The sequence below is a fragment of the Pseudoalteromonas sp. BZK2 genome (assembly GCF_014349195.1).
Classification (GTDB): domain Bacteria; phylum Pseudomonadota; class Gammaproteobacteria; order Enterobacterales; family Alteromonadaceae; genus Pseudoalteromonas; species Pseudoalteromonas simplex.
The window spans coordinates 145,229-171,059 of record NZ_JACSOG010000002.1; the positions used below are offsets into that span (position 1 = coordinate 145,229).

Annotated in this window: 17 protein-coding genes; 9 read left to right on the plus strand and 8 right to left on the minus strand. The window is 40.7% G+C overall.

The genetic code is table 11. The annotated features are described in order from the left end of the window. Nucleotides 1–230: 230 nt before the first annotated feature. Nucleotides 231–1,100, plus strand: a complete 870-nt coding sequence (locus BIZ38_RS01855; protein WP_187489411.1) for an ABC transporter ATP-binding protein — start codon at nucleotides 231–233, stop codon at nucleotides 1,098–1,100. After that, nucleotides 1,094–4,246, plus strand: coding sequence for a M1 family aminopeptidase (locus BIZ38_RS01860; RefSeq protein WP_187489412.1), 3,153 nt, complete (start codon nucleotides 1,094–1,096; stop codon nucleotides 4,244–4,246). Before BIZ38_RS01855 ends, BIZ38_RS01860 begins: the two co-directional genes overlap by 7 nt. A 77-nt stretch (nucleotides 4,247–4,323) precedes the next feature. On the opposite strand, the gene BIZ38_RS01865 is transcribed toward BIZ38_RS01860, so the two are convergent. Then, nucleotides 4,324–6,582 carry a TonB-dependent receptor gene (locus BIZ38_RS01865; protein ID WP_187489413.1) on the minus strand — a complete coding sequence of 753 codons (2,259 nt, stop codon included), beginning with the start codon at nucleotides 6,580–6,582 and terminating at the stop codon, nucleotides 4,324–4,326. Between the two features lie 256 nt (nucleotides 6,583–6,838). Here BIZ38_RS01865 and BIZ38_RS01870 point away from each other — a divergent pair, with 256 nt between their 5' ends. The 4 genes from BIZ38_RS01870 (at nucleotide 6,839) to BIZ38_RS01885 (ending at nucleotide 11,577) form a co-directional block, all read left to right on the plus strand. Then, complete coding sequence (locus BIZ38_RS01870; RefSeq protein WP_054554018.1) at nucleotides 6,839–7,843, plus strand: LacI family DNA-binding transcriptional regulator; 1,005 nt, start codon at nucleotides 6,839–6,841, stop codon at nucleotides 7,841–7,843. Between the two features lie 104 nt (nucleotides 7,844–7,947). Then, a complete protein-coding gene (locus tag BIZ38_RS01875; RefSeq protein WP_187489414.1) occupies nucleotides 7,948–9,204 on the plus strand; it encodes an MFS transporter in 1,257 nt (418 codons plus the stop codon). Between the two features lie 2 nt (nucleotides 9,205–9,206). After that, entirely contained in the window at nucleotides 9,207–10,715 is a 1,509-nt protein-coding gene (locus BIZ38_RS01880; protein WP_138599239.1) for a trehalase family glycosidase, read from the plus strand. 163 nt (nucleotides 10,716–10,878) lie between these two features. Beyond that, nucleotides 10,879–11,577 (plus strand): helix-turn-helix transcriptional regulator, encoded by a 699-nt coding sequence (locus BIZ38_RS01885; protein ID WP_054554015.1) that lies wholly within the window; start codon nucleotides 10,879–10,881, stop codon nucleotides 11,575–11,577. A 148-nt stretch (nucleotides 11,578–11,725) separates the two neighbouring features. Here BIZ38_RS01885 and BIZ38_RS01890 read toward each other — a convergent pair whose 3' ends face one another. From BIZ38_RS01890 to BIZ38_RS01905, 4 genes are read right to left on the minus strand one after another with little or no spacing between them, the layout of a single operon-like run. Continuing rightward, a complete protein-coding gene (locus BIZ38_RS01890) occupies nucleotides 11,726–12,499 on the minus strand; it encodes a CsgG/HfaB family protein (RefSeq protein ID WP_187489415.1) in 774 nt (257 codons plus the stop codon). Continuing rightward, nucleotides 12,499–12,912 (minus strand): curli assembly protein CsgF, encoded by a 414-nt coding sequence (locus tag BIZ38_RS01895; RefSeq protein WP_249362616.1) that lies wholly within the window; start codon nucleotides 12,910–12,912, stop codon nucleotides 12,499–12,501. The genes BIZ38_RS01890 and BIZ38_RS01895 overlap by 1 nt, the downstream gene beginning before the upstream one ends. 1 nt (nucleotide 12,913) lies before the next feature. After that, nucleotides 12,914–13,306 (minus strand): curli production assembly/transport protein CsgE, encoded by a 393-nt coding sequence (locus tag BIZ38_RS01900; RefSeq protein ID WP_138599254.1) that lies wholly within the window; start codon nucleotides 13,304–13,306, stop codon nucleotides 12,914–12,916. Nucleotides 13,307–13,342: 36 nt separating this feature from the next. Next, nucleotides 13,343–14,857 carry a curlin gene (locus tag BIZ38_RS01905; RefSeq protein ID WP_187489416.1) on the minus strand — a complete coding sequence of 505 codons (1,515 nt, stop codon included), beginning with the start codon at nucleotides 14,855–14,857 and terminating at the stop codon, nucleotides 13,343–13,345. A 556-nt stretch (nucleotides 14,858–15,413) separates the two neighbouring features. Here BIZ38_RS01905 and BIZ38_RS01910 point away from each other — a divergent pair. Together BIZ38_RS01910 and BIZ38_RS01915 are read left to right on the plus strand one after the other, a co-directional pair. Next, nucleotides 15,414–17,912, plus strand: a complete 2,499-nt coding sequence (locus BIZ38_RS01910; protein WP_187489417.1) for a S8 family serine peptidase — start codon at nucleotides 15,414–15,416, stop codon at nucleotides 17,910–17,912. Nucleotides 17,913–18,046: 134 nt separating this feature from the next. Then, the gene (locus BIZ38_RS01915; RefSeq protein ID WP_316247563.1) at nucleotides 18,047–19,264 is read left to right on the plus strand and encodes a sugar efflux transporter; all 1,218 of its coding nucleotides are present in this window, start codon (nucleotides 18,047–18,049) and stop codon (nucleotides 19,262–19,264) included. A 48-nt stretch (nucleotides 19,265–19,312) separates the two neighbouring features. Here the strand turns inward: BIZ38_RS01915 and BIZ38_RS01920 are convergent, their stop codons facing one another. Together BIZ38_RS01920 and BIZ38_RS01925 are read right to left on the minus strand one after the other, a co-directional pair. Then, the gene (locus BIZ38_RS01920; protein WP_187489418.1) at nucleotides 19,313–21,712 is read right to left on the minus strand and encodes a TonB-dependent siderophore receptor; all 2,400 of its coding nucleotides are present in this window, start codon (nucleotides 21,710–21,712) and stop codon (nucleotides 19,313–19,315) included. Between the two features lie 152 nt (nucleotides 21,713–21,864). Next, nucleotides 21,865–23,085, minus strand: a complete 1,221-nt coding sequence (locus tag BIZ38_RS01925) for an MFS transporter (RefSeq protein WP_054554008.1) — start codon at nucleotides 23,083–23,085, stop codon at nucleotides 21,865–21,867. A gap of 138 nt (nucleotides 23,086–23,223) precedes the next feature. Between BIZ38_RS01925 and gtfA the strand changes: the two genes are divergently transcribed. Then, nucleotides 23,224–24,696: a sucrose phosphorylase gene (gtfA, locus tag BIZ38_RS01930; protein ID WP_187489419.1), complete on the plus strand. Its 1,473-nt coding sequence runs from the start codon at nucleotides 23,224–23,226 to the stop codon at nucleotides 24,694–24,696. Here gtfA and BIZ38_RS01935 read toward each other — a convergent pair. Continuing rightward, the gene (locus BIZ38_RS01935) at nucleotides 24,693–25,724 is read right to left on the minus strand and encodes a LacI family DNA-binding transcriptional regulator (protein WP_138599246.1); all 1,032 of its coding nucleotides are present in this window, start codon (nucleotides 25,722–25,724) and stop codon (nucleotides 24,693–24,695) included. The genes gtfA and BIZ38_RS01935 overlap by 4 nt on opposite strands. Between the last annotated feature and the right edge of the window lie 107 nt (nucleotides 25,725–25,831).

Genomic DNA, 25,831 nt, shown 5'->3' on the forward strand with positions numbered 1-25,831 from the left:
TTCTAAATAATGTGGAAACTGAGGGAGTAATACTCTGATTAAGCGTTATAATGGATTTAGCTTAACGTTTTTATTTCTTTATTCATCCACATCTTGATGAAAGTTCTTTTTTTGATGACGAAATAAGAATTTTTGCTTTCATCATCAAACTTGACTCATTGATCATTACTTCGTAGCAGCGAGCTTTGCCATTCCTTAATCTAGATTTGTGCTAATTAAGGAGCCAATAAATGCTAACACTTGAGCATATTTCGAAAACATACCCTGATGGAACTCAAGCACTTAACGATATAACCATTGAGTTACCCAGCGGCATGGTAGGGTTGCTGGGGCCAAATGGCGCTGGCAAGTCTAGTTTGATGAGAACTCTTGCATGCCTGCAAACTATTAATTCTGGCCGTATACAGTTTAGTGGCTTAGATATATTAAAAGACTCTGACAAGTTACGTAAGCAACTTGGTTATCTACCACAACAATTTGGTGTTTACCCACATATGGGATGTAGAGCATTACTTGAACACATCGCCATATTAAAAGGGCTTGAATCTAAAAAGACAAAGCAACAGATTGATGACCTGCTTACTGCATTAAATTTAACTCAGCATGCAAATAAAAGAGTCAGTCACTTTTCTGGGGGAATGAAACAACGCTTTGGTATTGCTCAAGCATTGTTGGGTGATCCTAAATTAATCATTTTAGATGAGCCTACTGCTGGGCTTGACCCGGCAGAGCGAGAGAGTCTCAATAACTTATTAGTTTCAATGAGTAAGAATCGACTGATTTTGCTTTCAACACACATTGTGGAAGACATAGAAAACCAATGTCACTTTGTGGCGATGATTAAAGGTGGTCAACTGATCCAAAGTGGCCATATCGATACCTTAGTAAACCAACTCAAAGGTAAAGTATGGGTATTAAAAACTTTGCCACGCGCACTGCCCAAAGATGCTTTAGTACTGAGCCAAAGTTATCGATATGGTGAGCCCGTCTTTCGAGTTTATGCCGCAGAGCGCCCAACTACAGGGGCTGTTTTGGCGGCAGAATCATTACAAGATAAGTACTTCTTTGAACTAAAATCTCGAAGAGGTGAATTGTGCTAATAATCAATGAGTTAAAGTGTCTTTTTCGTCAACCAATAGTTTGGGTATGCTTGCTTATTGCGCCAAGTTTTGCATTTTCACTTTCTTCAGGGCTTGCAACAAGTAATGTTGACCCATTACAGCAGTATCAATTGCATTTAGTGTCATTACACATGATGCAATTGGCTTTATTGGTTGGAGCATTATCGCCAGCAATTTTCTTACGTGACCACCTCTTTCATATGGACGAAATTATTGCTGTTGCATCAGTAAGTTCAAAACAAAAAAACTATATTCGAATAGGTGGTTTTGTAAGTCTATTAATGATGGTTTCATTAAGCAGTACGTTGGTTATGAGTTACGTACATTTTCAAAATAATGGATTTAGTTGGCAAATACTTGGTTATACAGTTTTTTATAGTGGTTTTGTTCTACTCATAAACTGTTTTTTACTTATTGCTTTGGCATTTTGGCTTTGTCAAAGGTTTCGAAGCTCAATGATTATCTACGCCGCTTTTGCAAGTGTTTGGATTGCTTATTTGTTCGCTGCGAGTATAACGGGTAATCCAATTCTGGCAGGAAGTAGTGTACTAAACGAAACGTTTTATCAGCTATTTATTTGGTTAGACCCATTTGCTTATACAACGGTAATAGCAAGTTTTAGCGAGTCGCAAAATACGCCTTTTTATACTAATCGCTTTATTTGTTTTACTCTAGCAATTGTTATTTTTACTCATGCTGTTGGCTCGCACCCCCAAGTATATGCAAGGATAAAGCAACCCAAACAACAATGTATTGAGTCTGACCTTAGGCCTTACACTCAATTTCAAACGGTAAAGCCTACATTTCGTCAAAGCTCGATTCTATTCGAGCTATATAAAGCTGCAATTTTAAATATATTAAAACAACCTATAACTCTTATTCTGTTACTTTTATGGCTAGGGTTAGTATTTAATAGTGTTGCATCTTCTTCTCAGTATGCAGAACCAATGAGTGTTATTAAAGCAACTAGCATTGATGCTGTTAATCAATATGCCTTTGATATGTATATATTGCTCGGTTGTTTACTGATGGCTCTATGGAGTTGGCAACTTAGTTGTAATGCTAGGCACTATAAAATAGCAGAGATAATTGCGGCAGCGCCTATTAAGACTGCTTCGATTTTGCATAGCCAATTATTGGCAATAGTGAGTTTGGTGTTTGTTTTTTCGTTAATAGGTTTTGTTGGTGCATCGTTAGCTGAACTTTTTATTGGCAGTGACTTTGACGCTTATCACGCTATTTATACCTTAGCTTTAATGGGACTGCCGCTAGCTATCATTGCTTCGATATTTGTATGTATTTTTAATTTATTGCGCTCAGAGCTTGTTGCTTCTTTAGTGGTGTTTGCCATTTTGTTACTTAAATTTACCCCAGTAATGACTTATTTGGGGCTAACACACACGTTTTGGAGTGTAGCTTGGACACCATTGCAGCCGGCTAATGAATTTTGGGGATATCGAGCAAGTTTAAGTAGTTACTGGCCTTATGTCCGCGCGTGGCTAGTATTATTACTTAGTGTTGTGCTTGTTAGTCAGGCTTTTAATCACCGCGGGACAGGAATGGGCAGTAGGGCACTTAAAAATAAAGATGCTTGGCTGTTAATACCTGCAGTTTTGGCTATCAATTTATTTTTGCAGCTACATACTAATTTAATTTCAGAAAAGCCATTAAGTAACTCTTATAAACGAGAAACATTTAAAGCAAATTATGAAAAAATGTTTGCTGATTGGAAACATAAAGCTCAGCCAAAAGTGAGTCATATCGATGCAGAAATAGATTTCTATCCTTATAAGCAGTCAGCCCAATTTAACTTAACCTACTCATTTACTAACCCTCACAAAAAACCAATAAAACAGGTATTGATAGGTCGTGCAGGCTTCTATCAATGGGCAGATATTAAAATAGAAGGAGCTGAGCAAGTCGCATTTTATCCATCAATGAACCAAGCTATTTACGAGTTTAAATCCGCACTTCAGCCATTCGAAACAAGGCAACTTAAAACGCAATTTGTAGTAAAGCAAGCCAAGTTATGGCCTACACAAGGGCATCAAATCATAACGCCTGAATTTAGTTATATTCGTTCAGTTCCGCTATTACCGACGCTTGGGTATCAAAGAAACTATGAATTAGATGACGAGCAGTTAAGGTTAGATTATGGGCTTCCACTCTATGTTAAAACACCGCCTTCAAAGCTTTTTAATGCAACATACCAAGTACCATATAACTATGAACGCATCACCATGAAAAGCAAAGTTACCACCGCCCTAGGTTATCAGGTCGTTTCACAGGGGAAGAAAATAGCGCATATTGTTGAAGGGCAAAGAGCCGTTTTTAAATTTCAGACGACAGTGCCAATTAACAACTTACCTGCTTGGTTGTCATTTCCATTTGCAGCAACTGAGTTAATTTATGAGGGTGTGAAGTTACAGGTTTTTACTAAATCAAGTGCAACAGAAGCTAATAAAGATGCCGTAAAAGTTAACTTACAAGCTATGAGTGACACGCTTTTTTGGTTTAATAATAATCTTAATGCGTACAACGGTTCAAAGCTCAGTTTGATCGACGCAACAGGATTTGGTGGGACAGGGTATGCATTACCTGAAATCATGTTGATTGATAATAAGGTCGGTTTTAGGGCTAAACCAAGTGAAGGCGCAGGTTTTGATCAACGCTACCGCCGTGCAGTACATGAAACGGCTCATCAATGGTTTGGTCATGATATTGGCAATAGTGTTCCTGAAGATAGCGCTTTTTTGATTGAATCATTAGCTAAATATATAGAGCTTGTGGTGATTGAAAAACGATACGGAAAAAAGGCTGTCGATGCATTAGTCAAATATGAAACTCAGCGATATCAACAAGCTTCTCGGCTAGATATTTCGACAAAGCAAGCGTTGGTAGACTCATCAAAAAGTTACGATCAGTATTCCAAAGCTACTCTTGTATTTGCAAAACTTAGAAATGAAATTGGCGATGCTGTGATTGTGGCTGCTTTAAAATCAGTATGGCAAAAATATGCGTTTCCTAATCGACCAGCAACGTCAATGGATTTTATTAGAGCGTTGCAAGAACAACTTAATGAACAAGAGAAAGACTTAATTAATAAGCTTTTTTTGGAAGTATAAATACAAAAAAGCCACAGGTTGTAAAACACTGTGGCTTGGGTATTGATTGACTTACAACCAAGGGATTTTAGGAGAGTTTAAAACTCATAACTTACGCTTAAACGCGTGGTGCGAGGCATAATATAACGGCCATTTGGTGCATCAGCATTACGAGGATCACCTTCGGTAATGCCTTGTTCATCAGTTAAGTTATCAATAGCTAACTGTATTTTAATACCTTCCATAGGCTCAACAATTAAACCTAGGTCAACTTTTTCATAGCCTTCTAATGTAACAGTATTTTCGTTGTCGCCCCAACGATCATCAACTGCTGAAATTGTGCCGTATAGAGTTGCATACATGCCGCTGACTTCAAAGTCATAGCTCGGTGTAACACGTACTTGCCATTTTGGCTGACGTTGGCTTTCGTTGCTTTCGTTGGTCGGGCTTTCTGTGATCTCAGTTTCTTGCAGTGTTGAGTTTAAGTTAACTGAGAAACCAGATTCGTGGTTATAGTTATAATCAAGCTCAATACCGTATGCTTCATTTGTTAAAATTTCAGCAGGGGCGCCTGGACGACGAACAAAAGTGTCACCTTTTACTTCATTCGTGAATAAAGTGGCATAAAAATCAGTGCTATCGGTCAAAAGCTTGTAACCGAATTCAGCCTGTGTCACTTCTTTGATTAACTTTTCGCCGCCTTGGTAAGCGCCGTAGTTATCACGAAAATCATCGAAATAAGGCATCTTATAACCACGGTTAACTCGTGCAAATACACCCATATCATCATTAATTGAGTAGTTAATACCTGTTGTCCATGATGTTTTGCTTTCATCGTACTGGATAGATTTAGTAATAACACCATCTAGGCCTTCATCTACAGTGTATTCTACTTCGTGATTTTCAAAACGAATACCTGCATCAAGTGTGAATGCATCATTGATTTTATACTGAGCTGTTGAGTAAAACGCATTAGTGCGTGCATCACCTGTCGAGTTAATATCGTAGTTCCATGCACAACCTTCAGTACTTGCATTACACTCAATGTCATTTAACATCTCACCGCCAGCTTCAAGTACATGATAAGCAGCGTTTCCTAAGCTCCACCAGTCGTTTGCAGATGTGCTTGCTGTGTAATAACCGAATGCGGCAGACAGATCACCAAAGTCTTTAGAAAAGGCAAGATCATTAGTGAATGAACTAATTTCTTTTAATACAACCCAACGGCCAAGTTGTTGTACTGGTGTATCTGCATCATAAACAGTGCCTGTTGCTGCACCTGCTGCGGTTTCACCATTAGTTGCTACTTCACCCAATGTTGTTGCAGAGCCTGCTGGAACAAGGCCGTAGGTATTTGCATCACCTTTAGTAAAGTTAAAGCGATCTACAAACTGCCAGCCATTATCAAATTCAAGCTTGATGCTACCGCCAGATACATGACCTTTCCAACCGCGCCCTTCACCTAAGTCAATTTGATGTTCATCATTGTTAGGGCCAGTATATATAGTTGCTTGACGATTTAGAGTGCCAAGTTGTGTGTAGCCAGCATCAATACCTTCAACATTTAAAGGCGTAGGTAAGTACCACGCACCGTGATCATCGGTATGACGGCTGTATAAGTTGATGGTGCCATTGTCTAGCACCTTTGTAAGGTTAATCGTAAATTGATTGCCTTTTTCTGAGGTAAAACCTGCGTCACGAATACCAGGTGAACTCTTAACGTAACCACCTACCATGTAGTAAAAATCTTCAGAAATTTCACCACTTACCATCGCATCAATACGTTGTAGGTCATAATCAGATGTTGTGTACTTAAAAATAGCTTCGGTATCTTCGCTACCGCGCTTTAAGCGGAAGTTTGTTGTTAAACCGGGCTGACCGTTTGAAACAACTGGGTTAGGGCCACCGCGAAGTGCTTCCATTGTCTCAATTGTTTCATCAAGGCGGAAAATAGAAGAGTTTTCTAAAAATGAGAGCGTCGGAGCAGGGTAGATAGGAGAGCCATCAATGCTAATTGTTAAAAATGGTGCATCACCACCACCCGGAAAGCCACGTACAAATACGTTCGCGCCTGATTCACCACCAGAGCTTTCTACCCAAACACCAGGTACAGCTTTAAACAAGTCCGCGGTGCTTTTAGGTGAAAGTTTAACAATTTGGTCAGCATCAATATTCGTCACGGCATAACCAGCGTCAATTTTGCGAACACCTACACCACCTGGTGTACCAGATACAATAATGCGTTCTACTTTTTCTTCTGCTGCCTGTTGTGTCTGCTCTTCAGCAAAAGCAGTTTGGCCTGACATTGCTAAAAGAATTGCGGATGTAATTGCAGTTCGTGTGTGTTTTGTTGCCATAGTTTTTTCCCACTAATCTGTTGTTAAGTACACTGCATAACAAGATTTTAAAAAATTGTTAATGCTTTGCCTATTTAAACCATAGAAGTTTATGCAAACGTTTGCAAACAATTTTGTTACTGTTTTTCACAATTTTCTTGGTTTCTTCCAGTTAACTTGGTTTTGTTATTGATTTTTAATAAAAAATTTTAAGCAGTTGTTTGTTTAAAAAAATGCTATATTGTTATCCCAGTTTAAGGATTACTGTGTTACTGCCATGAACGATAAAAAATTAAAATTAGTTGATCTTGCTAAATTAGCAGGTGTATCTACCTCGACAGTGTCAAGAGCACTTAATGATAACCCTTTGATTAAACTAGAAACTAGGCAGAAGCTTCAGCGTTTAGCGAAGAAACACAACTTTAGTCTGAATACTGCTGCAAGCCGTCTTCGAACGCAAAAAACCAATGTGATTGCTGTGATGATCAATCTTGATGGTGACACAGAACAATCAATTAATGACCCTTTTTTACTGAAACTTGTTGGCGAAATTAACCTTGCACTGAATAAGCATGGCCTCGAACTGTTACTTTCTAACTCATTTATGGCAAGTGATGATTGGGTCAATTATTTCATCAACAGCCGTCGGGCTGATGGTTTGATTGTTGTCGGACAAGGTAAAAGCCAGGCGAATATTGAGGCAGCTGCAAATGCGGGTGTTCCATTGGTTGTTTGGGGAGATCCAAAAACAGAAAGTAATTACCCTATAGTTGGTAGTGATAATTACTTGGGAGGCCGTTTAGCCACTGAACGCTTACTTGAGCACGGTGCAAAAAATGTGTTGTTTTTGGGCGATCCTGCTCACGCAGAAATTGGTGAGCGCTACAGAGGCTACTTAGATGCAGTTTCAAAGGCAAAAGCCACACCAAATGTACTGTCTATCGATATCACGAGTAAAGCTGCCTATCAGGGTATAAATCAGTTACTGGTAGATAAGGGGCTTTGTTTCGATGGGATTATGGCATGTAGTGATATGGTCGCTCTTGGCGCTATGAAGGCCCTTAAAGAACGCTACATCAGCATACCAAATGATGTTGGTCTTATCGGATTTGATGACATTTCTATGGCTGATATTAGTCATCCATCACTTTCAACTATTAAGCAAAATACCCAGCGCGCCTCTATTATTTTGGTTGAAAAACTACTTGCACAACTCGCAGGCCAAAAAGTTAACTCCCAAGTTGTTGAAATTGAAATGATAAATCGACAATCTAGCAAATAGAGCTCGGTTTTTTGTGAATAAATTGTGTATTTTGTTATTGCAAACGTTTGCAAAAGAAATTCCACTCAACTAGACTGAGTAAAAATTACTTTCGGTATAGTTAAATGGCTTCATTAAGAATTACCATAGCGTTAGCAAGCAGCTATTTTGTATTTGCAATTATGCTCAATAGTGTAGGCACTGTTATTTTACAAGCAATTAATAGCCTGGACGTTAGCAAGACGGATGCCTCTGTTTTAGAGGGATTTAAGGATTTGAGCATTGCCATTATGTCTTTTTTAGTCGCTTCATTCATTCCAAGGATAGGCTACAAAATCGCGATGCTCTGTGCATTATTGTTAGTGTCGGCTCTTTGTTTATTGGTGCCAAGCATTGCTGAATTTTGGGTGCTAAAAGCATTATTTGCTGCAATTGGTTGTAGCTTCGCTGTAGTGAAAATCTCTGTTTACTCAATTATTGGTCAACTTTCTAATAACGCGAACAAACATTCGTCTTTGCTAAACACTATTGAAGGGGTGTTTATGCTTGGGGTGTTATCGGGTTACTGGATCTTTGCATTATTCATCGATGCTAATAACCCCCAAAGTAACGAATGGTTGAATGTTTATTACATGCTAGCAGCGATCGTCTTAGTGACTACCTTTACTGTTTTAACAGCGCCAATTAAATCTCCTGAGTTACATAACCAGAAACAGTCACAAGTAGACGCTTTCTTAGATATGCTGAAATTAACATACCAACCCTTAGTGCTTATTTTTGTAGTTAGTGCTTTTTTATACGTTTTAATTGAACAAGGAGTGGGTACCTGGCTGCCTACCTTTAACAATCAAGTTTTAAAACTCCCCGTTGATGTCAGTATTCAGCTCGCTAGTTTATTTGCTGCAGCGTTAGCGCTTGGCCGTTTGGTTGCTGGGCAAGTACTTAGGTTTATTAGTTGGTTCAAGATGTTATTGACTTGCCTGATTACAATGGGGCTGTTGATTTTACTTGTTTTACCTCTTACTCATGATGTTGATGGCAGCCAAGTAAAAAATATTTTTGATGTGCCTTTTGCGGCATATATGTTGCCTCTAGTCGGTTTTTTTATGGCACCTATTTACCCTTTACTCAACTCAGTCATGCTGAGTTCTTTAGAAAAGCATAAACATGCTGCGATGACTGGCTTAATCGTTGTTTTCTCGGCTTTAGGGGGCACCACGGGTTCAATAATTACGGGCTTTGTGTTCGATAAGTTTAGTGGCCAGCACGCCTTTTATTTAACTTTGCTGCCAATAGTCCTGTTGTTAGTAAGTGTTTCGGCGTTTAAAAAAGCGACGCTTGTTTTAGAAAATGGTCTGACACGTCAGGCAATTAAGGAATGATTATGAACTTTGTTAATAGCCAGCTATTTAAAGATGTGCAAATGGCAGAAATTTTTGCTGATTCTAAAACATTTGCAGATGCAGTCCCCAATTTATCTTGGCAGAGTGCGAGTGAGTTATACCAATTAGTAGGTCCTCTGCAAGGTGAAAAGCTTCGTGAGTTTGTTATGTCGCACTTTTCATTCGCCAACCAAGCTATACCAATGGCGAAACTCAATACGACATCGGTAAACCAGTATATACTCGATCTATGGCCGCACCTGCATCGCAGTGCCGATAGTGATTTATCAAGCTCTTTGATGCCTCTACAGTTTGACTACATTGTTCCTGGTGGACGTTTTCAAGAAATTTACTACTGGGATAGTTACTTTACAGCATTAGGCCTTGAGGACATAGGCGACCTGGCAACCATTGAAGCAATGGTTAATAATTTTATTGACTTGCAAAAGCGCAATGGCTGCATTCCAAATGGAAATAGAGTTTATTACAGCTCTCGGTCTCAGCCGCCCGTTTTAGCTTTGATGGTCACGCTATTATGGGAGGCTAAATATGAGCAACGCAAAGACTTTTCTTGGCTAGAAAATGCGATAGCGGCATTAGAAGCTGAATATCAGTTTTGGATGAAAGGGTGTGAAGAGTTAGTTGACGATAAACAAGCTACTAAGCGTGTCGTTAAAATGTCTGATGGGGCTATTTTAAATCGATATTGGGATAGCGCCCGCTCGCCACGACCAGAGTCGTTGAAAGAAGATTTGCATGATGCGCAAAATCTTTCAGCTGATCAGCAGTTGAGTTACTTTCAGAATATTCGTGCTGCCTGTGAATCAGGGTGGGATTTCAGCAGTCGCTGGCTCAGTGAGCCAAGTGATTTGAAGAGTATTGAAACAACAAATATAGTACCTATTGATTTAAATTGTTTAGTTTATAACCTCGAAAAGACCTTAGAAAGGTTTTACAGCTTAATTAACAAAGAGCATAAAAGTCGAGCAATTGCTGAACTGGCATTATTTAGACTAGAAGCAATTAATCAATATTGTTGGGACAATGATAAAGGCGTTTATAGAGACTTTAATATTCGTTTAAATAAGCAAAGTCCCATTGATTCTATGGCAATGGCTGTACCTTTATTTGTCGGTGCTGCATCTGAGCAGCAAGCTCAGCAAGTAAAAACGAAACTAATGAGTGACTTTTTAAAACCTGGAGGGTTAGTTACAACATTATCTAATACTCCTCAGCAGTGGGATAGCCCTAATGGCTGGGCACCTCTGCAATGGTTTGCTGTTAAGGGTTTGCTTGACTATGGCTTTATCAGCGAAGCCGAAGCTGTCATGAAAAATTGGTTGAGTATGATCGAAATGCGTTTTGCTGAGGATAAGTGTCTTCTTGAAAAATACAATGTATGTGAATTGGTAAGTCGTGCTGGTGGCGGTGAATACACAGTACAACAAGGGTTTGGTTGGACGAACGGCGTAACATCACGTTTTTACAAACTGCTCAATGACTCACTGTAAAAGGGGAGATGTGAGTATGGTTATTTACAATTTGTTAACTCGTGCGTCTGGCCATCCAAATGGATTGGTGATGTTGTAAATTACTAAAATAAAGGATTATAAATGGTTGAATCATGTATCCAAATTGGGTATTGTGAATAAAATGTTTCAAGGAAGAAATGAGATGATTCAACCAACTTCTGTTTTTCTAAAAGCACAACCAAAACTGCAAAACCGTAGTCAAAGCTATCAATATTTAATCAAGATGCTTGATGCATTCTTTGTCCGCGTCAAAGTAGATACAAGCTTACCCCAAGATGCGATGCGCGACGAATTTGATCTTTATCTGATAGATAGCACTAACACCGATTGGAAAGACCTATTACCAGCAGAATTAGTACAACTTGCTAAGCAAAACTCAGTGGTTATTTTTAATGCAGATGCTGACGCCATCTGTGAAAAGAACCTACTTTTAAATGGCATTAAAGGCGTGTTTTTTGCCGAGCAATCACCTGAAGATATTTTTTCAGGGCTTGTGAGAGTGATCAATGGTGAGTTATTTTTTAGTCGTAAAAGTATTTCTACAACCTTTAATCACATGCTTTATGCTATGTCTCGAAGTCAATTTAGTGCCAGTAATGATTCGGTAAATAACGATATTGATCTCAGCTTACTAACTAAACGCGAGAAATCAGTGATTCATCTACTTGCACAAGGCGCGAGTAATCGAGATATCGCAGAGCGTTTAAACATCAGCGATCATACGGTTAAAACCCATCTTTACAGCGCATTTAAGAAAACATCATCACGTAATCGCGTAGAACTAGCTAACTGGGCACAAAGCTACATGGCAGTGAGTTTGTCTTTACAAAATACACAGTGATTATAATCCAAAGGTGCAAGTATTGTGTTTAAAGGAGAGTGATTTTACCCAGTACTTAGCTCTAGCATGGTTAGTAGTAGTTCTTGGTGACGAAAGTCGGCAGTTCATTTTAAGTGTGTGACGCTGTGATGTCAGCGCCACAATTCAATTAGACCGCTTTTGCAGCCCAAATACCTTTGTTAATACCTTTTAGTACAAGATCACTTAATGCTTTTTCTATTGCTTGAGTTACGCAGATGCTCATAGGCTCGTTGTCGGTAAAACCGGCTTCTGCTTCAGCTAAACGCTTGTAACTGACATAGCGAAAGAACCCTGCGCGCATTTCTTGACTGAGCACTTTTTTGCTTGTCGCAACGGATAGCAAAACTTGGCCTGTGCGAACATCGACAGCGCGTAAATAAATTGAGATTGCATCCTCACGGTATAACTCTGATGCGCCAATCCCGAAGTATTCCATCCCAATACCGCCCGTTTTAATATTAGTATCGTAGCTGATGATACCGCCTTCTAAGATTATTTTTGCAGTCGTAAGCGGTGGCAGTTCAGGCAGTTTGTCGTTTTCGGCTTGCGCGGCACGAATAATTTTACGCTCAGTCAAAATATTTTGTAGACCTTCACGTTCTACCGGAATAAACCAATCTGATTCATGTAATGCTTGCACTAAAATAGAGTTTGCGCCTTGGGTCACTGCGGTAGAAAACGAACTGACATTAGCTTGAGGTTTGTATTGCCCAGTTTGGTCGCGAAATGAATACACAGAAACAGGAATGCTGCCCACTGGTTGTGGAAGTGCTTGCAATGCCTTAAAGGTTTCTGTTGGCTCTAGTGTACTTGCGAGTTGCTTTGTCGGTGGAATTAAATTGCCCATTGATGAACAACCCGACAAAATTACGATTAGTGTGCTTAAGATTAAACTTCTCATTATCCAAACCTCGGTACTTCAATAACTGTAATTGTTCCATCAGAAGTATTTGTTATTCTTACAGTAATAGAATCGCTAGTACTGGTAATGATCTGAATTTCATAATCACCTGTCATGAAGATAGAGTCACCGTTAAAAATACTGTCGTCGATTTCATCACCAAACGCCATATCGGTGATCTCACGAACCATGCGATTTAAATAGGTACGCTCTAATGAGTCTTGAAATTTTTCACCATAAGTTTGTTCGATTGTTGGTGCTTTATGTTTATTCTGGGATTGCGCTTTATTAAGCAACATGCTGCCATTGAGTGGACTGCCACCAAAACTTGGATTTATAGGGGTATAAACGAGTTCAGTTGACCAACTGTAGAGGGGGCAGAGTATTATTATTAGTGTTGTTAAGTATTTCATTTTACCATCCATTTTTTGCCATATCAGGTGATGATTGCTGCATTTTGTTACGCGCCATTGCATCCATTACGCTATACATGGCTTGTTTAACACGCTCATCTAATGGCTCTAAACGACGCCCTAGGTAGGTAACGTACACAATTTGGTTGTTCATTCTTAAAACAAGGCGAGTACCCGCTCGAGGTAATACCGTTTCTTTTATTTCGATATTAAAGCCAGCTGTTGAAGGTAAGTCACGCCAAAGATTGGCAAACTCAAAATAAAATTGATGGCCAAATCGGCTAATGCTTCTATCGAGTACTAAACCATCAATTTCGAGATCTTCGCCATAACTAGCAGCACTATGAGCTGCAAGCAAGATACAACATATGCGGAGAAAGTTATTTAATTTCATAGCGAAATGAGGGAGCAAGGCTCCCCCTAAATATGATTATTCTTGGGTTACAGTCGCGATATTGCCATCACCTAGCTGAGTGATAACGACCGTGCTGTTAGAGCCAATCATTGAGCCTTCTACAAGGTTAGCATTACCTTCTTGGACAACGACCAGTGAATTACCTTCACCACCTAACAAGAATGCGCCTTCACCAATGCCTGCAACAAAGTTTTCAGAACCAGTTTGGCTAATATCAACTGAATTGCTACTTCCTTCCATGATAAGGTCAATCGCATTCAGTTCACCAACTTGTGTGAAAGCAACCTGGTTATTGTTGCTATCAAGCACACTTGCAAACGTTAGTGCGGCTTCATTTAGATTACCTTCTTGGTTAATCGCAATATCATTATCATTTGAAGATAGCGATGTATCTGGATAAGAAGACTGAACCAGTACCGTGTTTTCATCACCTGCTTGTGCAATATCAACGTTATTATCGTTGCCATTGAAGTTAGCAATATGTGCACTGTTTGCATCACCAATTTGGTTTGCAACAAATTCATTATCATTGCCAATTGCGCCAAGGTATACATCATTGCCGTTACCATTTTGGAATGCCGTTAGCTCGTTATCATTGCCAATTGCATCTAAGCCTGCAGTATTCCCATCTTGCTTTTGATTAACAAGTAACGTATTGCCGTCACCAATTAATACCGATGATTCAAAGCTATTGCTGTTGCCTTCTTGGTCTGATTTAACTTCGTTATCATTACCTGTAACTTCAGCAATTAACGCAGTGTTTGAGTCGCCATCTTGCTCAAGTTCAACTTCGTTGTAATCACCACGAACAGAAGTTAATGTTGCACTGTTAAACGCACCGGTCTGGTCAATTGTAATGTCGTTGCCATTGCCGACAATTTCATCTGACGTAAAGGCGTTGAATAAGCCTTCTTGAGCTACTTCAATCGTGTTGTCATCACCAATGACAGTATTAAATGTAGCTTCATTTAATAAACCAACTTGCTCAGAGCTTACTGTGTTGCTATTACCTTCTAAATCGAAGTTGTAGAACCAGTGGCCCCCATCACCTTGGGTTACAGTAATTGTATTTTCATCACCTGTAACTGTGTTAATAGCTTCATTATTAATACCAAAGAAGCCAGCACCTTGTTGTTCAACACGAATAGCATTGTCGTTACCTACTGTTTCAGACAGTGCGCCATTCATTGTGCCATTCTGAGTATGAACAACATCATTGAAATCACCTGTATTATAAATAAGTGATAAGTTAGATGTTTGTGCTTGGTTAACTTGAACCATATTGCCGTCACCAATACTGACGGTTTCTGCACGTTGTCCAGTGCCTTGCTGGGTAATAACTGCTTCATTACCCACACCTGTTACAGATACTTGATCTAGAATAATTGAGTTGCTAACACCTAAAGTTGTTACCTGAGTAGCAAGCTCAGAGCTAGACTGCGCTTTGTCATCAGTATTTGCGTTAGCAGCAAAGCTTGAACCGAGTGCAAAGGTGATTGCACAGGTAAGAAGAGACTTTCTTAACTTCATGATTATTTCCTTTAAATTATTATTAATCAAAGCCCTAAAATATTATTTTTGCTTTTAGGGCCATGTACCGGCATGCCTTGCCGGATTAAATTGCGTGATATTCAAGTGTTCGCTAACAATCAGAAGTGAATGAAGCAAAATTGTTAAATGCACTGAAAAGATAAAGCAATTAACAGAAAATCACTTTAGACAGATATGGAATAATATAAAATCAGCAGTTTTTGTGGTTTTAATTAATTCTTTATTTTCATGATCTTATAATTATCTAATCAGGTTTTGATATGAGGAATTATTACAAGGCAGTAAAAAAGTTTGATAAATAACCTCGGGTAATTGACGCTCCATTTGTCACGAAAAAGGCTGATTTTTATCTGAATTTAGAATCTAAATTGGTAAAAAAGAATGGATTTGCTGCCTGTTTAATTTTTTTCCTTGCCTGTTATCTGCAATTCGCCATTTATGGGGTATGCCGCGTGATAATCATTTTCAGAAGTAATGAGCTTTGGTGGTCGAATCATGTTGATTCGGTCAGTATTACTAATTATGGATAGTAAATATGAAAACTAAATTATCTGTATTAAGCCTCGCCTTATTACCTTGTATAGGTGCTGCGCAAATCAGCACACCAGCAAAAACAACTCTCGTCGGTGCAAGTGAAGACTCTGTACTCGTTATGTATAAAAAGGGCACTTCTGCAGCAATGCGTGCTCATGCTCGTAGCTTAGTCAGAGCCACAATAAGCGATATGAATAAAGATGGTGTTGATGATAATTACTCAGCGATTTTATCTGGCCGTTTAGCTAAGTTTAAAATTGCAGGAATGAGTACAAAAGAAGCTATCAAGCGTCTACAAACTCATGCCGCCATAGAATATGTAGAACCAGATTATCGAGTCTCAATTGCAAGTGCGCCTAATGATCCAGATTTTTCATCATTGTGGGGGTTACACAATGAAGGTCAGACAGGTGGTGTAGATGATGCTGACATCGATGCGCTTGAAGCATGGTCTATCTCAACAGGTAGTCGCGATGTTGTTGTTGGTGTGATTGACACGGGTGTTGATTACAGCCATGAAGACTTAGCTGATAATGCATGGATCAACCCAGGCGAAATTCCAAGAGATGGCATCGATAACGACGGTAATGGTTATGTTGATGACGTTCACGGTATTAATGCTATCACTGACTCTGGTGATCCAATGGATGACCAAGGCCATGGTACTCACGTATCGGGTACAATTGGCGCGTCAGGTAATAACAGCACGGGTATTGTAGGTGTTAACCACGAAGTATCGATTGTAGGTTGTAAATTTTTAAGTGCAGATGGTACCGGTTCCACTTCTGACGCTATTAAATGTATTGATTACATGGTTGATCTTAAGAATCAAGGCGTAAATTTACGTGTTCTAAATAACAGTTGGGGCGGTGGTGGCTTTAGCCAAGCTCTAGCGGATGCTATCACAGCGAGTGAACAAGCTGATATCTTATTCGTTGCTGCTGCGGGTAACGATGCGGTTGATAATGACCAAAACCCTCACTATCCGTCAAACTACGAGCACGACAGCGTATTATCTGTTGCCAGCACTGATAGCAGAGATAACATGTCTAGCTTTTCACAATGGGGTTTAACCAGTGTTGATTTAGGTGCACCGGGTAGTGCTATTTTATCAACGGTACCGGGCAATGGTTATGCTAGTTATTCGGGTACTTCAATGGCAACACCACATGTTGCGGGTGCCGCAGCATTAGTGCTATCGATTAATCCTGATTTAACAGCGCTTGAACTCAAAGAGTTGCTAATGAATAGCGGTGACCAGAATGAAGCACTACAAGGTAAAACAGTGTCTGGCAATCGTTTAAATGTGAATCAGGCACTAGAACAAGCTGATCCGACTCCAAGCTTCAAAATCTCGGTTTCGCCAAGTTCACAGCAGATTACTGCTGGTGAAACGGCAACTTATACCTTTGAAATTGGCTCAATCGCCCAGTGGGAAGGTGTTGTTAGCCTAGCACTTCAAGCTGACTTAGCGGGCGCAACGCTATCGCAAACTGAGGCGGTACCGGGTGATGTAGTTACTTTAACTGTACCAACAGAAGAGGCAACAGCGTGGGGTAGCTATAGTTTTGTTGTTGATGCAACATCGGGCGAGCTAGCTAAACAAAGCAGTGCGTCATTGTTTGTTAATCCTGTTGGCTTAAATGACTTTACTTACTCAAATGAAACACCTGCGTCTATTCCAGATAACAATGACACGGGTGTTGATTCAATCATTACAGTTGCAGATGAACTGACGGTTTTCTCAACGGATGCAAGTATTGATATTGCTCATACTTATATTGGTGATTTAATCGTTACATTAACGTCGCCGCAAGGTACAACAGCTACACTACACAGCCAATCAGGTGGTGGTGCCGACGACCTAGTACAAAGCTATTCGCTAGCAAACTTTAATGGTGAAGTTGCGACAGGTGATTGGGTACTTAATGTAAAAGACGTACTGTCAGCTGATACGGGTACTTTAAACAGCTGGTCACTGACGTTTAGCGCTATTGGTGAAGTAAGCCCGCAGCCACCACAAGCTGGCTTTGCATTTGAAACATCAGGCTTAAATGTCACTTTCACTAACACCAGCACTGATAGTAACGATGATATTGTTGCTTGGGCGTGGGACTTTGGTGACGGTGCTTCTTCAACAGATGCTGACCCTATGCATAGTTACGCACAAGCGGGTAGCTATGAAGTAACGCTAACTGCGACCGATAGCGAAGGTCAAACAGATACGTTTACACAAACGGTTGTGGTATCTGATGTCGAAATTGAGCTATCTGTTAAACGTGCAAGTAAAACACGATTAGGTACGATGCGTGTTGATTTAGGTTGGCAAACAGTGGCCGATCAAGTAAGCATTTATCGTAACGGTGAACTACTTGAAACAGTCGCTGATCGTGGTTTCTACCGCGATGTACAGCGTAAGGCTGAGTTGCCAAGCTATGAGTATCAAGTCTGTGTAACTGAAACGACTTGTTCTAACCCAGTAACAGTGTCCTTCGACTAACATTGTTCCACACGACAAAGCCCAGTTTCCCCGCTGGGCTTTTTTATTTGTATTACAAAATGAGTTTTCTACTACAACAATGTATAATATGCGCCCTTTAAATGTTGACTTGTCGTATTGATGTGGGGTTGTGAGTGAAAGCATTGCTGAAACAGCATGGTGTAATTTTTATTCTTCTAAGTATGCTAACCGGGTTAATGGGGGCATTCGTTAACCCATTGATGAGCTTATTTATTGTAGAAGGGCTGCGAGCACCCCCTATGTACTTAGGTGTTTATGTGGTGGCGGTCACCATTATGGGGTTAGTTATCAGTCAGTGGCTAGGTAGCATGGCTGATAAGGGCACCAGTGCGCGAAAGTTATTTATGGTGGCTGTATCGGGTATGGTGTGTGCGTTAGTGGCCTTTGCGAATGCTACTGCATTTTGGCAAGTCTTGCTCGCAGGCGTGTTGTTTCTTGCGATGGGTAATGCGGCAATTCCGCAAATGATGACCGTGGCAAGACAATGGGCTGGGCGTCAACAGAACATCGACATCACCAGTTTTAATTCCCGTTTACGTGCTGCTATTTCCTTTGCGTGGGTGGGCGGTCCGCCACTTGGTTATTTGTTAGCCGCTGGAGGCGAGTTTAGCCGCTCGTTTTACTTTGCTGCGGTGTGTGCCTTGGTTGCTCTTATTTTTGCATTTAAGTTTATTCCTGACTACAGCGCTAAGAAATCACAAAACGGCAGAGAGCCTGCAGCCGCAGCGAGTTTATCATTTTGGTTGTTGGGCTTAGCTATTATGCTTGGTTCAACGGGCAATATTATGTATTCATCGGCACTGCCGCTCTATAGCATTACTGAACTAGGATTCGCTGAACATACGCCTGGGCTGTTTATGGGTGTAGTGGCGCTGTTAGAAATTCCTATCATGCTGTATGGGGCAAAGCTTGCTAAAAAATACAGTAAAGTCGCGATGCTTGCGGTGGCATTTTGTTGTGCCATTGTATTTTATTTAGGGGTATTTTTTGCCACTCAAGTTTCGCATTTGATCGCGTTGCAAGTATTGAATGGGTTGTTTTACGGTATTTTTGCGGGCATTGGCTTAACCGTATTACAAGATCAGCTCCCCGAACGAATAGGGTTTACCTCAGCGTTTTACACGAACGCCATTAAACTGGGTGTTATGTGCGGGGCAGGGGCAACTGGGGTTGTTGCACAGTTTTATAGTTTTAGGTTTGCAACACTTGGCTCAATGCTAGCAGCCAGTTTGGCCCTTGGGTGCTTAATACTATTTAGTTATGTAAAACGAAATGAGCAGCAACTTAGTCAAATACAGCACCCTTTTGTTACTGTTGGTAAGAACACATAAACGCAAAAAGCCCAGTAAACACTGGGCTAAAACGAGGGAGGAGAGTAATTAATAGAAAGAGTATTTTAAAGTAAGCGACGTTGTACGGCCGTTAATAGTACGGGCACGAATAATGTCGTTATCTGGTACTGAGCCTTCTTCTGCTTCTGTGATACCTACGGTGTCGAACAGGTTGTTCACGTTAAGCGATAGACTTAAGTTTTCAGATAGATTGTAACTTACAAAGCCATTCACTTGTGTGTAGCCATCGAATTCAAGGTCGTTACTGTCTTGTGCGTAAGCATCTGTTGTACCAATAAAGCTTAGGCCAGCAGCACCTTTGTCAAAGTTGTAAGTTGCCATTAATGAGTAAATAAGGTCAGCTTGACGACGTGGTGTATTACCGACTAACTCTGGCGATAACGCATCTTTAGCAATTTCTGCGTCTGTCCAAGTAAAGTTACCACGGAAATCCCAATCACCTACGTAGTAGGTTGATTCAACCTCAATACCTTTTGCTTCGTACTCGCGGTCAAAGAACTTTTGTGATGTTGCTTCGAAGTTTTGCTCTTCTGTTTCTGCGTAGAATGCAGTTGCAAATACTGATAGCGAATCAAAACGTTTTTTCACACCGATTTCGTATTGATTTACTTCATCAATTGCATCGGCTTCAGCAACCGAACCGTCTGCTTCTACTTTACCGAATAGTAAGCGGTCTGCATTTGCGCGGCCGCCTTTACTTAAACGGGCAAAAGTCGCAAAGCTTGGATCAATTTGGTAGTTCGCACCAATTGAGTATGAACTGTAGTGCCAGTCGTAGTTAACAATGCTAGGATTTGCATTATCAATACCAGCAACACTTTGCTCAGGAATTGAGATGGTACCGTCGCCATTCATATCAATTGTTGATGTTACGGCACCTGCGTAGTTACCGCGTGCTTCACCTGAATCATAGCGAGCACTTGCATCAATGCTTAAATCGCCAAATTTAGTGGCTAAGTTAATGTAAGGTGCGCGAGTTTCGTATTCTGTGTCGTAGTTACGTTGACAGCAGTTACCCCAGTAAGGTGTACCATAAGCGTACAAGCCATTATCTGAGTAGCTGTCGCCATTTGCAGCGTAAACGTCAAGTAATGCAGCGTTGTCGCCTTTCAGCTCCATAACATATGAGTTCCAAAGCCACGACATATCAATCGATTGGCTTGATGCAAAGTAACCAAACGTAACACTGGTGTCATCAGAGAACGACTTAGTTAACTTAAGGTCATTAACAATTGAACCCATGTCGTTTAGCGTTACATCGAATGTGTGAATACGCATTGCTAAATCGTCATCGCCATAGGCTTCGCCTGCTGAACCACCATTTGCATAAACCAGCGATGCACCATCACCAGCAATACTAGAAGCAATAGAGCTTGCACTTGCAACTTCAGCTGGAATAAGAGAAATAAAGTTACCGCTTACTGATGATGTTCTAAAGCGGTTTTCGATGCGCCAGTCGTTCTCTAAATCAAATGCCGCTTCAAAACCTACTGAGGTAACAACTGGGTTCATACCGTCGGTCATATCGCCCGTGCTGATTTGGTTATCACCATTTAAACGCAGCGTTTGTGTGAAAAGCGCTGAATGCGGCGTATCTGATTGCGCATCGAAACCTGGGATTGAATCGCCATCTGAGTACATAGGCATAGGTAGGTAACCTACGCTCTTATCATCGAGGTGTTTAAAGTACACACGCACATAACCAGCATCAAATTCTTTGGTCAGGTTTGCCTTAATTTGGCCACCTTTATTTGATGTATAACCGGTTTCACGCGGGCCTTCACCTTGGCGAACAAAGCCACCAATGTGATAGCGCACACTGTCGTTTAGGTAAGTACCATACTCAAAATCCGTACGAATTGAGTCATAATCAAGGCCAACAGTGGTTGATACACTGCCTGATTCGTTCTCACCTGTTTTTGAAATAAAGTTGATGATACCACCTGGGGCATCACTTGCTACTGTTGATGCTGAGCCACCACGGATTGATTCAACACTTTGTACTGTTGAATCTAAGCGCATGAAGATGTCTGCGTTACCAAAGGCAATATCGCCAAACTGCATAACAGGTAAGCCATCTTCTTGTAGTTGCAAGAATTTAGCACCGCCTGATGCAACCGGTAAACCACGTACCGCGATATTTGCGTTACCTTCACCGCCCGTCGATTCTGAACGTACACCCGGAATTGTTCTGAAGGCTTCTGCAGTAGAACGTGGTGTTGATACTTCAATTTCAGCTAATGTCACACTGCTAACCGATGAGCTTGATGCCATGATGGTTGTACGGCGTGGTACACCGGTTACAACGATAGTTTCAAGACCGCTTTTTTTAGCCTCAGGTTGTGCTTGCTCTTCGGCGTGTAAGTTTTGGCTTACTGCTAATGCAAGCGCGCTTAATGTATAAAGGGCATGTTTGTGTGTTGTCATAATGTGCCTCGTCTCAATCCCAGATGGTTTGTTGTCTAAATTGTTATCTTAATCGATTAAGTTAAGATAACAATAATTTTACACAGTGCAAGTCTTTTTAGTGAAAAACTTGCACGATTTATGTTCGATAATTGATTTTTAACGATTTTTATTTAGTGGCTTAATGCACTGTGCTGCGCTAACGCTTGCTCAGCAGGGTTACGTAAGTAGTTATATAGCATGGCTAAAAACAGTAAACATGCGAAGCCTGTTGCGAGATAAAAGCCGTAACGAATGTGGCCAAAGTAGTCACTGATCACACCCATTAATAATGGGCCTGCTGCAGCAGAGAGGGCAGTAAAAAACAAAATAACCCCAGCTACCGCACCGTGCTGTTGCACCGCAAAGCAAGAAATACCTTTTGAGTTTAAAGTTGGGTAGATCATCGACATGAATAGCCCAGATAAAGGGAGTAAGAATACCGCCCAATCAACACCACCGAAGATTAAGCCTAAATAACACAATGCAATTCCTAAGCTTAAATACAGCATCGCCGCTTGCCAGCTTAAGTGATTTAATAGCCACACCGCTAAGAAACGCCCCGCAGCGCGTAAAATGAAAAATAAGGTCAGTGCATAGGTTGCCAGTAATTGCCACGGGCCGTCGTAATCGCCAAGTAGAGTAGGCATCCAAACGTATATTGCTACTTCGGTTGCAACATAAAGGGCAATTGCTAATGAAAAGCCCAGTGCATAAGGGTTTTTCATCATGCTCATGGTGGTTGCAAGAGAGGCCGGTTTTGCGTGTTCTTCTAGCTTTTTAGGTTTAGGGTAATCTGCACGCCAAGCAATTATGGTTAAAATCAAACATAAAACCCCAGCGATAACATAAAGGTAGGTCCAGCTAACCTGTTGGGTGATTAAAAAGCTGACAAGGGCAGGGCCTACAATGGCGCCAACACCAAAGAAACCTTCGACCAAATTCATGGTTTTTGTGTGCTCTAAATTGTTTGTAGAAATATCACCTAACAGTGCCAAAGCACCGGTTTTAAATAGGCCAATAGCAAGACCAATACAGCTAAGCAGCACTACAAATACGCTAAAACTACTGCTAACAGCAAATAGAAAACAACAAATGGTGAAGATGCCGAGTCCTAGCATGATGGTTTGTTTGCGGCCAAAGCTGTCGGCCAAAAAGCCTAAAAACAGGCCACTAAAAGCAATAAGTGCCATCGGTGCATAATGGAAAGCACTGGCTTGGGTCATGCTTAAATTAAATTCTTCGATAAGCTCAGGTATGATCATACCAACCGCATCAGAGGTCATCGCAAACATAAAAAACATCATGTATGTCAGCCATCTAATGGTTTGCAAAGGATCGTGTGTTCTATTCATTGTTGTATCCCCACCGAAAGGTCTGCGCCTTTACTATGTATATTAGTGTATAAAAACTATAAAAACTGCTTGAATAATTTGCTGTCGTGGTTAAAGATATATCTTAATCGATTAAGTTTCAACTTGGTATTAACAATTATGATCAACAATAAAGTGCAATTAATCACCTACGCAGACCGTATTACTGGTCAAGGTATTGATGAATTAAGTAATTTATTAAATGGCCCACTTAACAATGTGTTTGCAGGTGTACATTTGTTGCCATTTTATAATCCGATTGATGGCAGTGATGCTGGCTTTGATCCTATTGATCATAGTGAAGTAGACTCGCGCCTTGGTAGCTGGGACGATATAAAAGTCCTTGGTGCAAACTATGACTTAATGGCTGACTTAATTGTTAACCATGTTTCAGCACAATCTTTCCAATTTAAAGATGTACTCGCTAAAGGCAAGCAATCTGAATTTTGGGATTTATTTCTAACCAAAGATGATGTATTCCCAAATGGCATGTCTGAGGCTGAACAACAAGCGATTTATCGTCCGCGTCCAGGTAGTTGTTTTACACCAATTACATGTGGTGACGGCCAAACCTATGATTTTTGGACCACTTTTACCGATAACCAAATTGATATCAATGTGAAATCAACGGCGGGTATCGAGTATTTAGATACGGTGCTTGGCAAATTTGCTGATAATAATGTCAATATTATTCGTTTAGATGCGGCAGGCTATGCGATTAAAGAAGCTGGCACAAACTGCTTTATGTTGGATGAAACCTTTGAATATTTAAATAAGCTTTCGGCGCAAGCTAATGAAGCGGGTATGGAAACCATTGCCGAGATCCATAGCCATTTCCAAACTCAGGTTGAAGTCGCAAAGCGTGTAAATATGGTTTATGACTTTGCTTTACCACCCCTTATTTTACACAGCTTGTTTAGCAATGATGCGCAAGCATTACTGAATTGGCTAACTATTTCGCCGCGTAACTGTTTAACGGTACTTGATACTCATGATGGCATTGGCATCATTGACGCAGGCCCGATGGGTGATAAACCGGGCTTATTAGACGCTGCGCAAATTGATAACTTGGTTGAAACCATTCATGAAAAGAGCGAAGGGCAAAGCCGCCTAGCGACTGGTGCAGCAGCAAGTAATGTCGATTTATATCAAGTAAACTGCACATATTACAATGCCTTGGGCGCAGATGACTTTGATTACTTATTAGCGCGTGCGATTCAGTTCTTCGCACCAGGTATTCCACAAGTTTATTATGGTGGCCTGTTCGCTTGTGAGAACGATATGGAATTATTGGCTCGTACCAATGTAGGTCGTGATATCAATCGCCCTTATTTAAATGCGCAAGACATTGATGCTGCGCTTGCTAAACCTGTGGTGAAAGGTTTAATCAAGCTGATTCAATTACGTAATGAGCATCCAGCTTTTCACGGTGAGTTTATTGCTAAAGGTGAAGGCAGTGTGTGCCGTTTAAGCTGGCATGATGATACCAGCTCAATCGAGTTAAAAGTTGACTTTGCTAGCCGTGAAGTGATCATTGTTGATCACCGTGAAGGCGAACAAAGTATTGTTGATTTGGCTGACTTTTTAGCTTAACTACTTTGACCCAATTGCAGTTGATAGTCGATTTCGGCTGTTTGCTGCTCTTTCGATAGAAACAAGGTCGCAGCAATACGGCCTTTTTCTTCGCTATTTTGATGAACAGTTGTGAGTTTTGGCACAAATCGTTGGCCTTCATCGATGCCATCAAAGCCAACAATTCTGACATCTTCAGGAACCGATAAGCCCATTTTTAATGCTTCGCGCATGGCGGCAAGGGCGATCAAATCACTCATACATAACAATACGTTTGGCCTTGGTGTACTGCTAAGTGCTTCTTTGGCGGCAATGCTGGCAAAGCGCTCGCTGCTTTCAGGAATATTCCATGTTCTATCATCACCCAGGGTGATGCCAGCATCGCTGATTGCTTGGTGATAACCGCGCAGTCGTTGATGAGCAATCGACTGACCTGCTTCAAACTCATGATGTTCGTATACTCGGCATAATACGTCGTTATCGAGTAAACGCAGGCCTAAAATAGCAACCCGATCATCATTTTTGTGAAGTGCGTGTTTTGCAATATCAAAGCTGGCTTGTTGGTTGTTTACGTTTACTGAGGCATCGCGACCGATATTAAAATCAACCGTTACCACATGTTTGGCAACCTGTTTTAATTGCTCAACAAGTTGCTTATTACGTGGGCGGCCGTAGCAAATAAAACCATCTACAAAGTCGACAACGCTATTTAGGTTATCGCTGTTGCCTGAAAATAATAAAAGGTTAATACCATTTTTTTCGAGCACCGCTGACACACCGCGCATAAAGCTGCTAGCAACCGGGTCAGATATCATATATTCAACGCTGTCTGGTAATACTAACGCAACAATATTAAAGGTGCCTCGGCGCAATGATTGTGCCGCCTTGTTAGGGCCAAAATAGCCAAGCTTTTTACAGGCAGCCAAAATCTCTTCGCGGCGTGCTTTCGATAATTGATCAGGGCGGTTAAACGCATTTGATACAGTGGCATTTGAAACACCTAACTCTTGGGCAATACTTTTCAGCGTCCAACTTTTTGGCTTTGTCATTGTAGGTTCTTAATCGGTTTACTTAATTGTAAATTACCATATAAAGAGTCGAAAAAAAGTGTTTTTAGTCATAAAAATAGGCGTACCATAAAAGAATGAGTACGAGG

Bases quoted from the DNA above. Each gene is read 5' to 3' on its own strand.
- BIZ38_RS01920 (WP_187489418.1), bottom strand. From the start codon at position 21,712: ATGACAACACACAAACATGCCCTTTATACATTAAGCGCGCTTGCATTA.
- gtfA (WP_187489419.1), top strand. From the start codon at position 23,224: ATGATCAACAATAAAGTGCAATTAATCACCTACGCAGACCGTATTACT.
- BIZ38_RS01885 (WP_054554015.1), top strand. From the start codon at position 10,879: ATGATTCAACCAACTTCTGTTTTTCTAAAAGCACAACCAAAACTGCAA.
- BIZ38_RS01910 (WP_187489417.1), top strand. From the start codon at position 15,414: ATGAAAACTAAATTATCTGTATTAAGCCTCGCCTTATTACCTTGTATA.
- BIZ38_RS01925 (WP_054554008.1), bottom strand. From the start codon at position 23,085: ATGAATAGAACACACGATCCTTTGCAAACCATTAGATGGCTGACATAC.
- BIZ38_RS01865 (WP_187489413.1), bottom strand. From the start codon at position 6,582: ATGGCAACAAAACACACACGAACTGCAATTACATCCGCAATTCTTTTA.
- BIZ38_RS01875 (WP_187489414.1), top strand. From the start codon at position 7,948: ATGGCTTCATTAAGAATTACCATAGCGTTAGCAAGCAGCTATTTTGTA.
- BIZ38_RS01895 (WP_249362616.1), bottom strand. From the start codon at position 12,912: ATGAAATACTTAACAACACTAATAATAATACTCTGCCCCCTCTACAGT.
- BIZ38_RS01905 (WP_187489416.1), bottom strand. From the start codon at position 14,857: ATGAAGTTAAGAAAGTCTCTTCTTACCTGTGCAATCACCTTTGCACTC.
- BIZ38_RS01855 (WP_187489411.1), top strand. From the start codon at position 231: ATGCTAACACTTGAGCATATTTCGAAAACATACCCTGATGGAACTCAA.
- BIZ38_RS01890 (WP_187489415.1), bottom strand. From the start codon at position 12,499: ATGAGAAGTTTAATCTTAAGCACACTAATCGTAATTTTGTCGGGTTGT.
- BIZ38_RS01935 (WP_138599246.1), bottom strand. From the start codon at position 25,724: ATGACAAAGCCAAAAAGTTGGACGCTGAAAAGTATTGCCCAAGAGTTA.
- BIZ38_RS01870 (WP_054554018.1), top strand. From the start codon at position 6,839: ATGAACGATAAAAAATTAAAATTAGTTGATCTTGCTAAATTAGCAGGT.
- BIZ38_RS01900 (WP_138599254.1), bottom strand. From the start codon at position 13,306: ATGAAATTAAATAACTTTCTCCGCATATGTTGTATCTTGCTTGCAGCT.
- BIZ38_RS01880 (WP_138599239.1), top strand. From the start codon at position 9,207: ATGAACTTTGTTAATAGCCAGCTATTTAAAGATGTGCAAATGGCAGAA.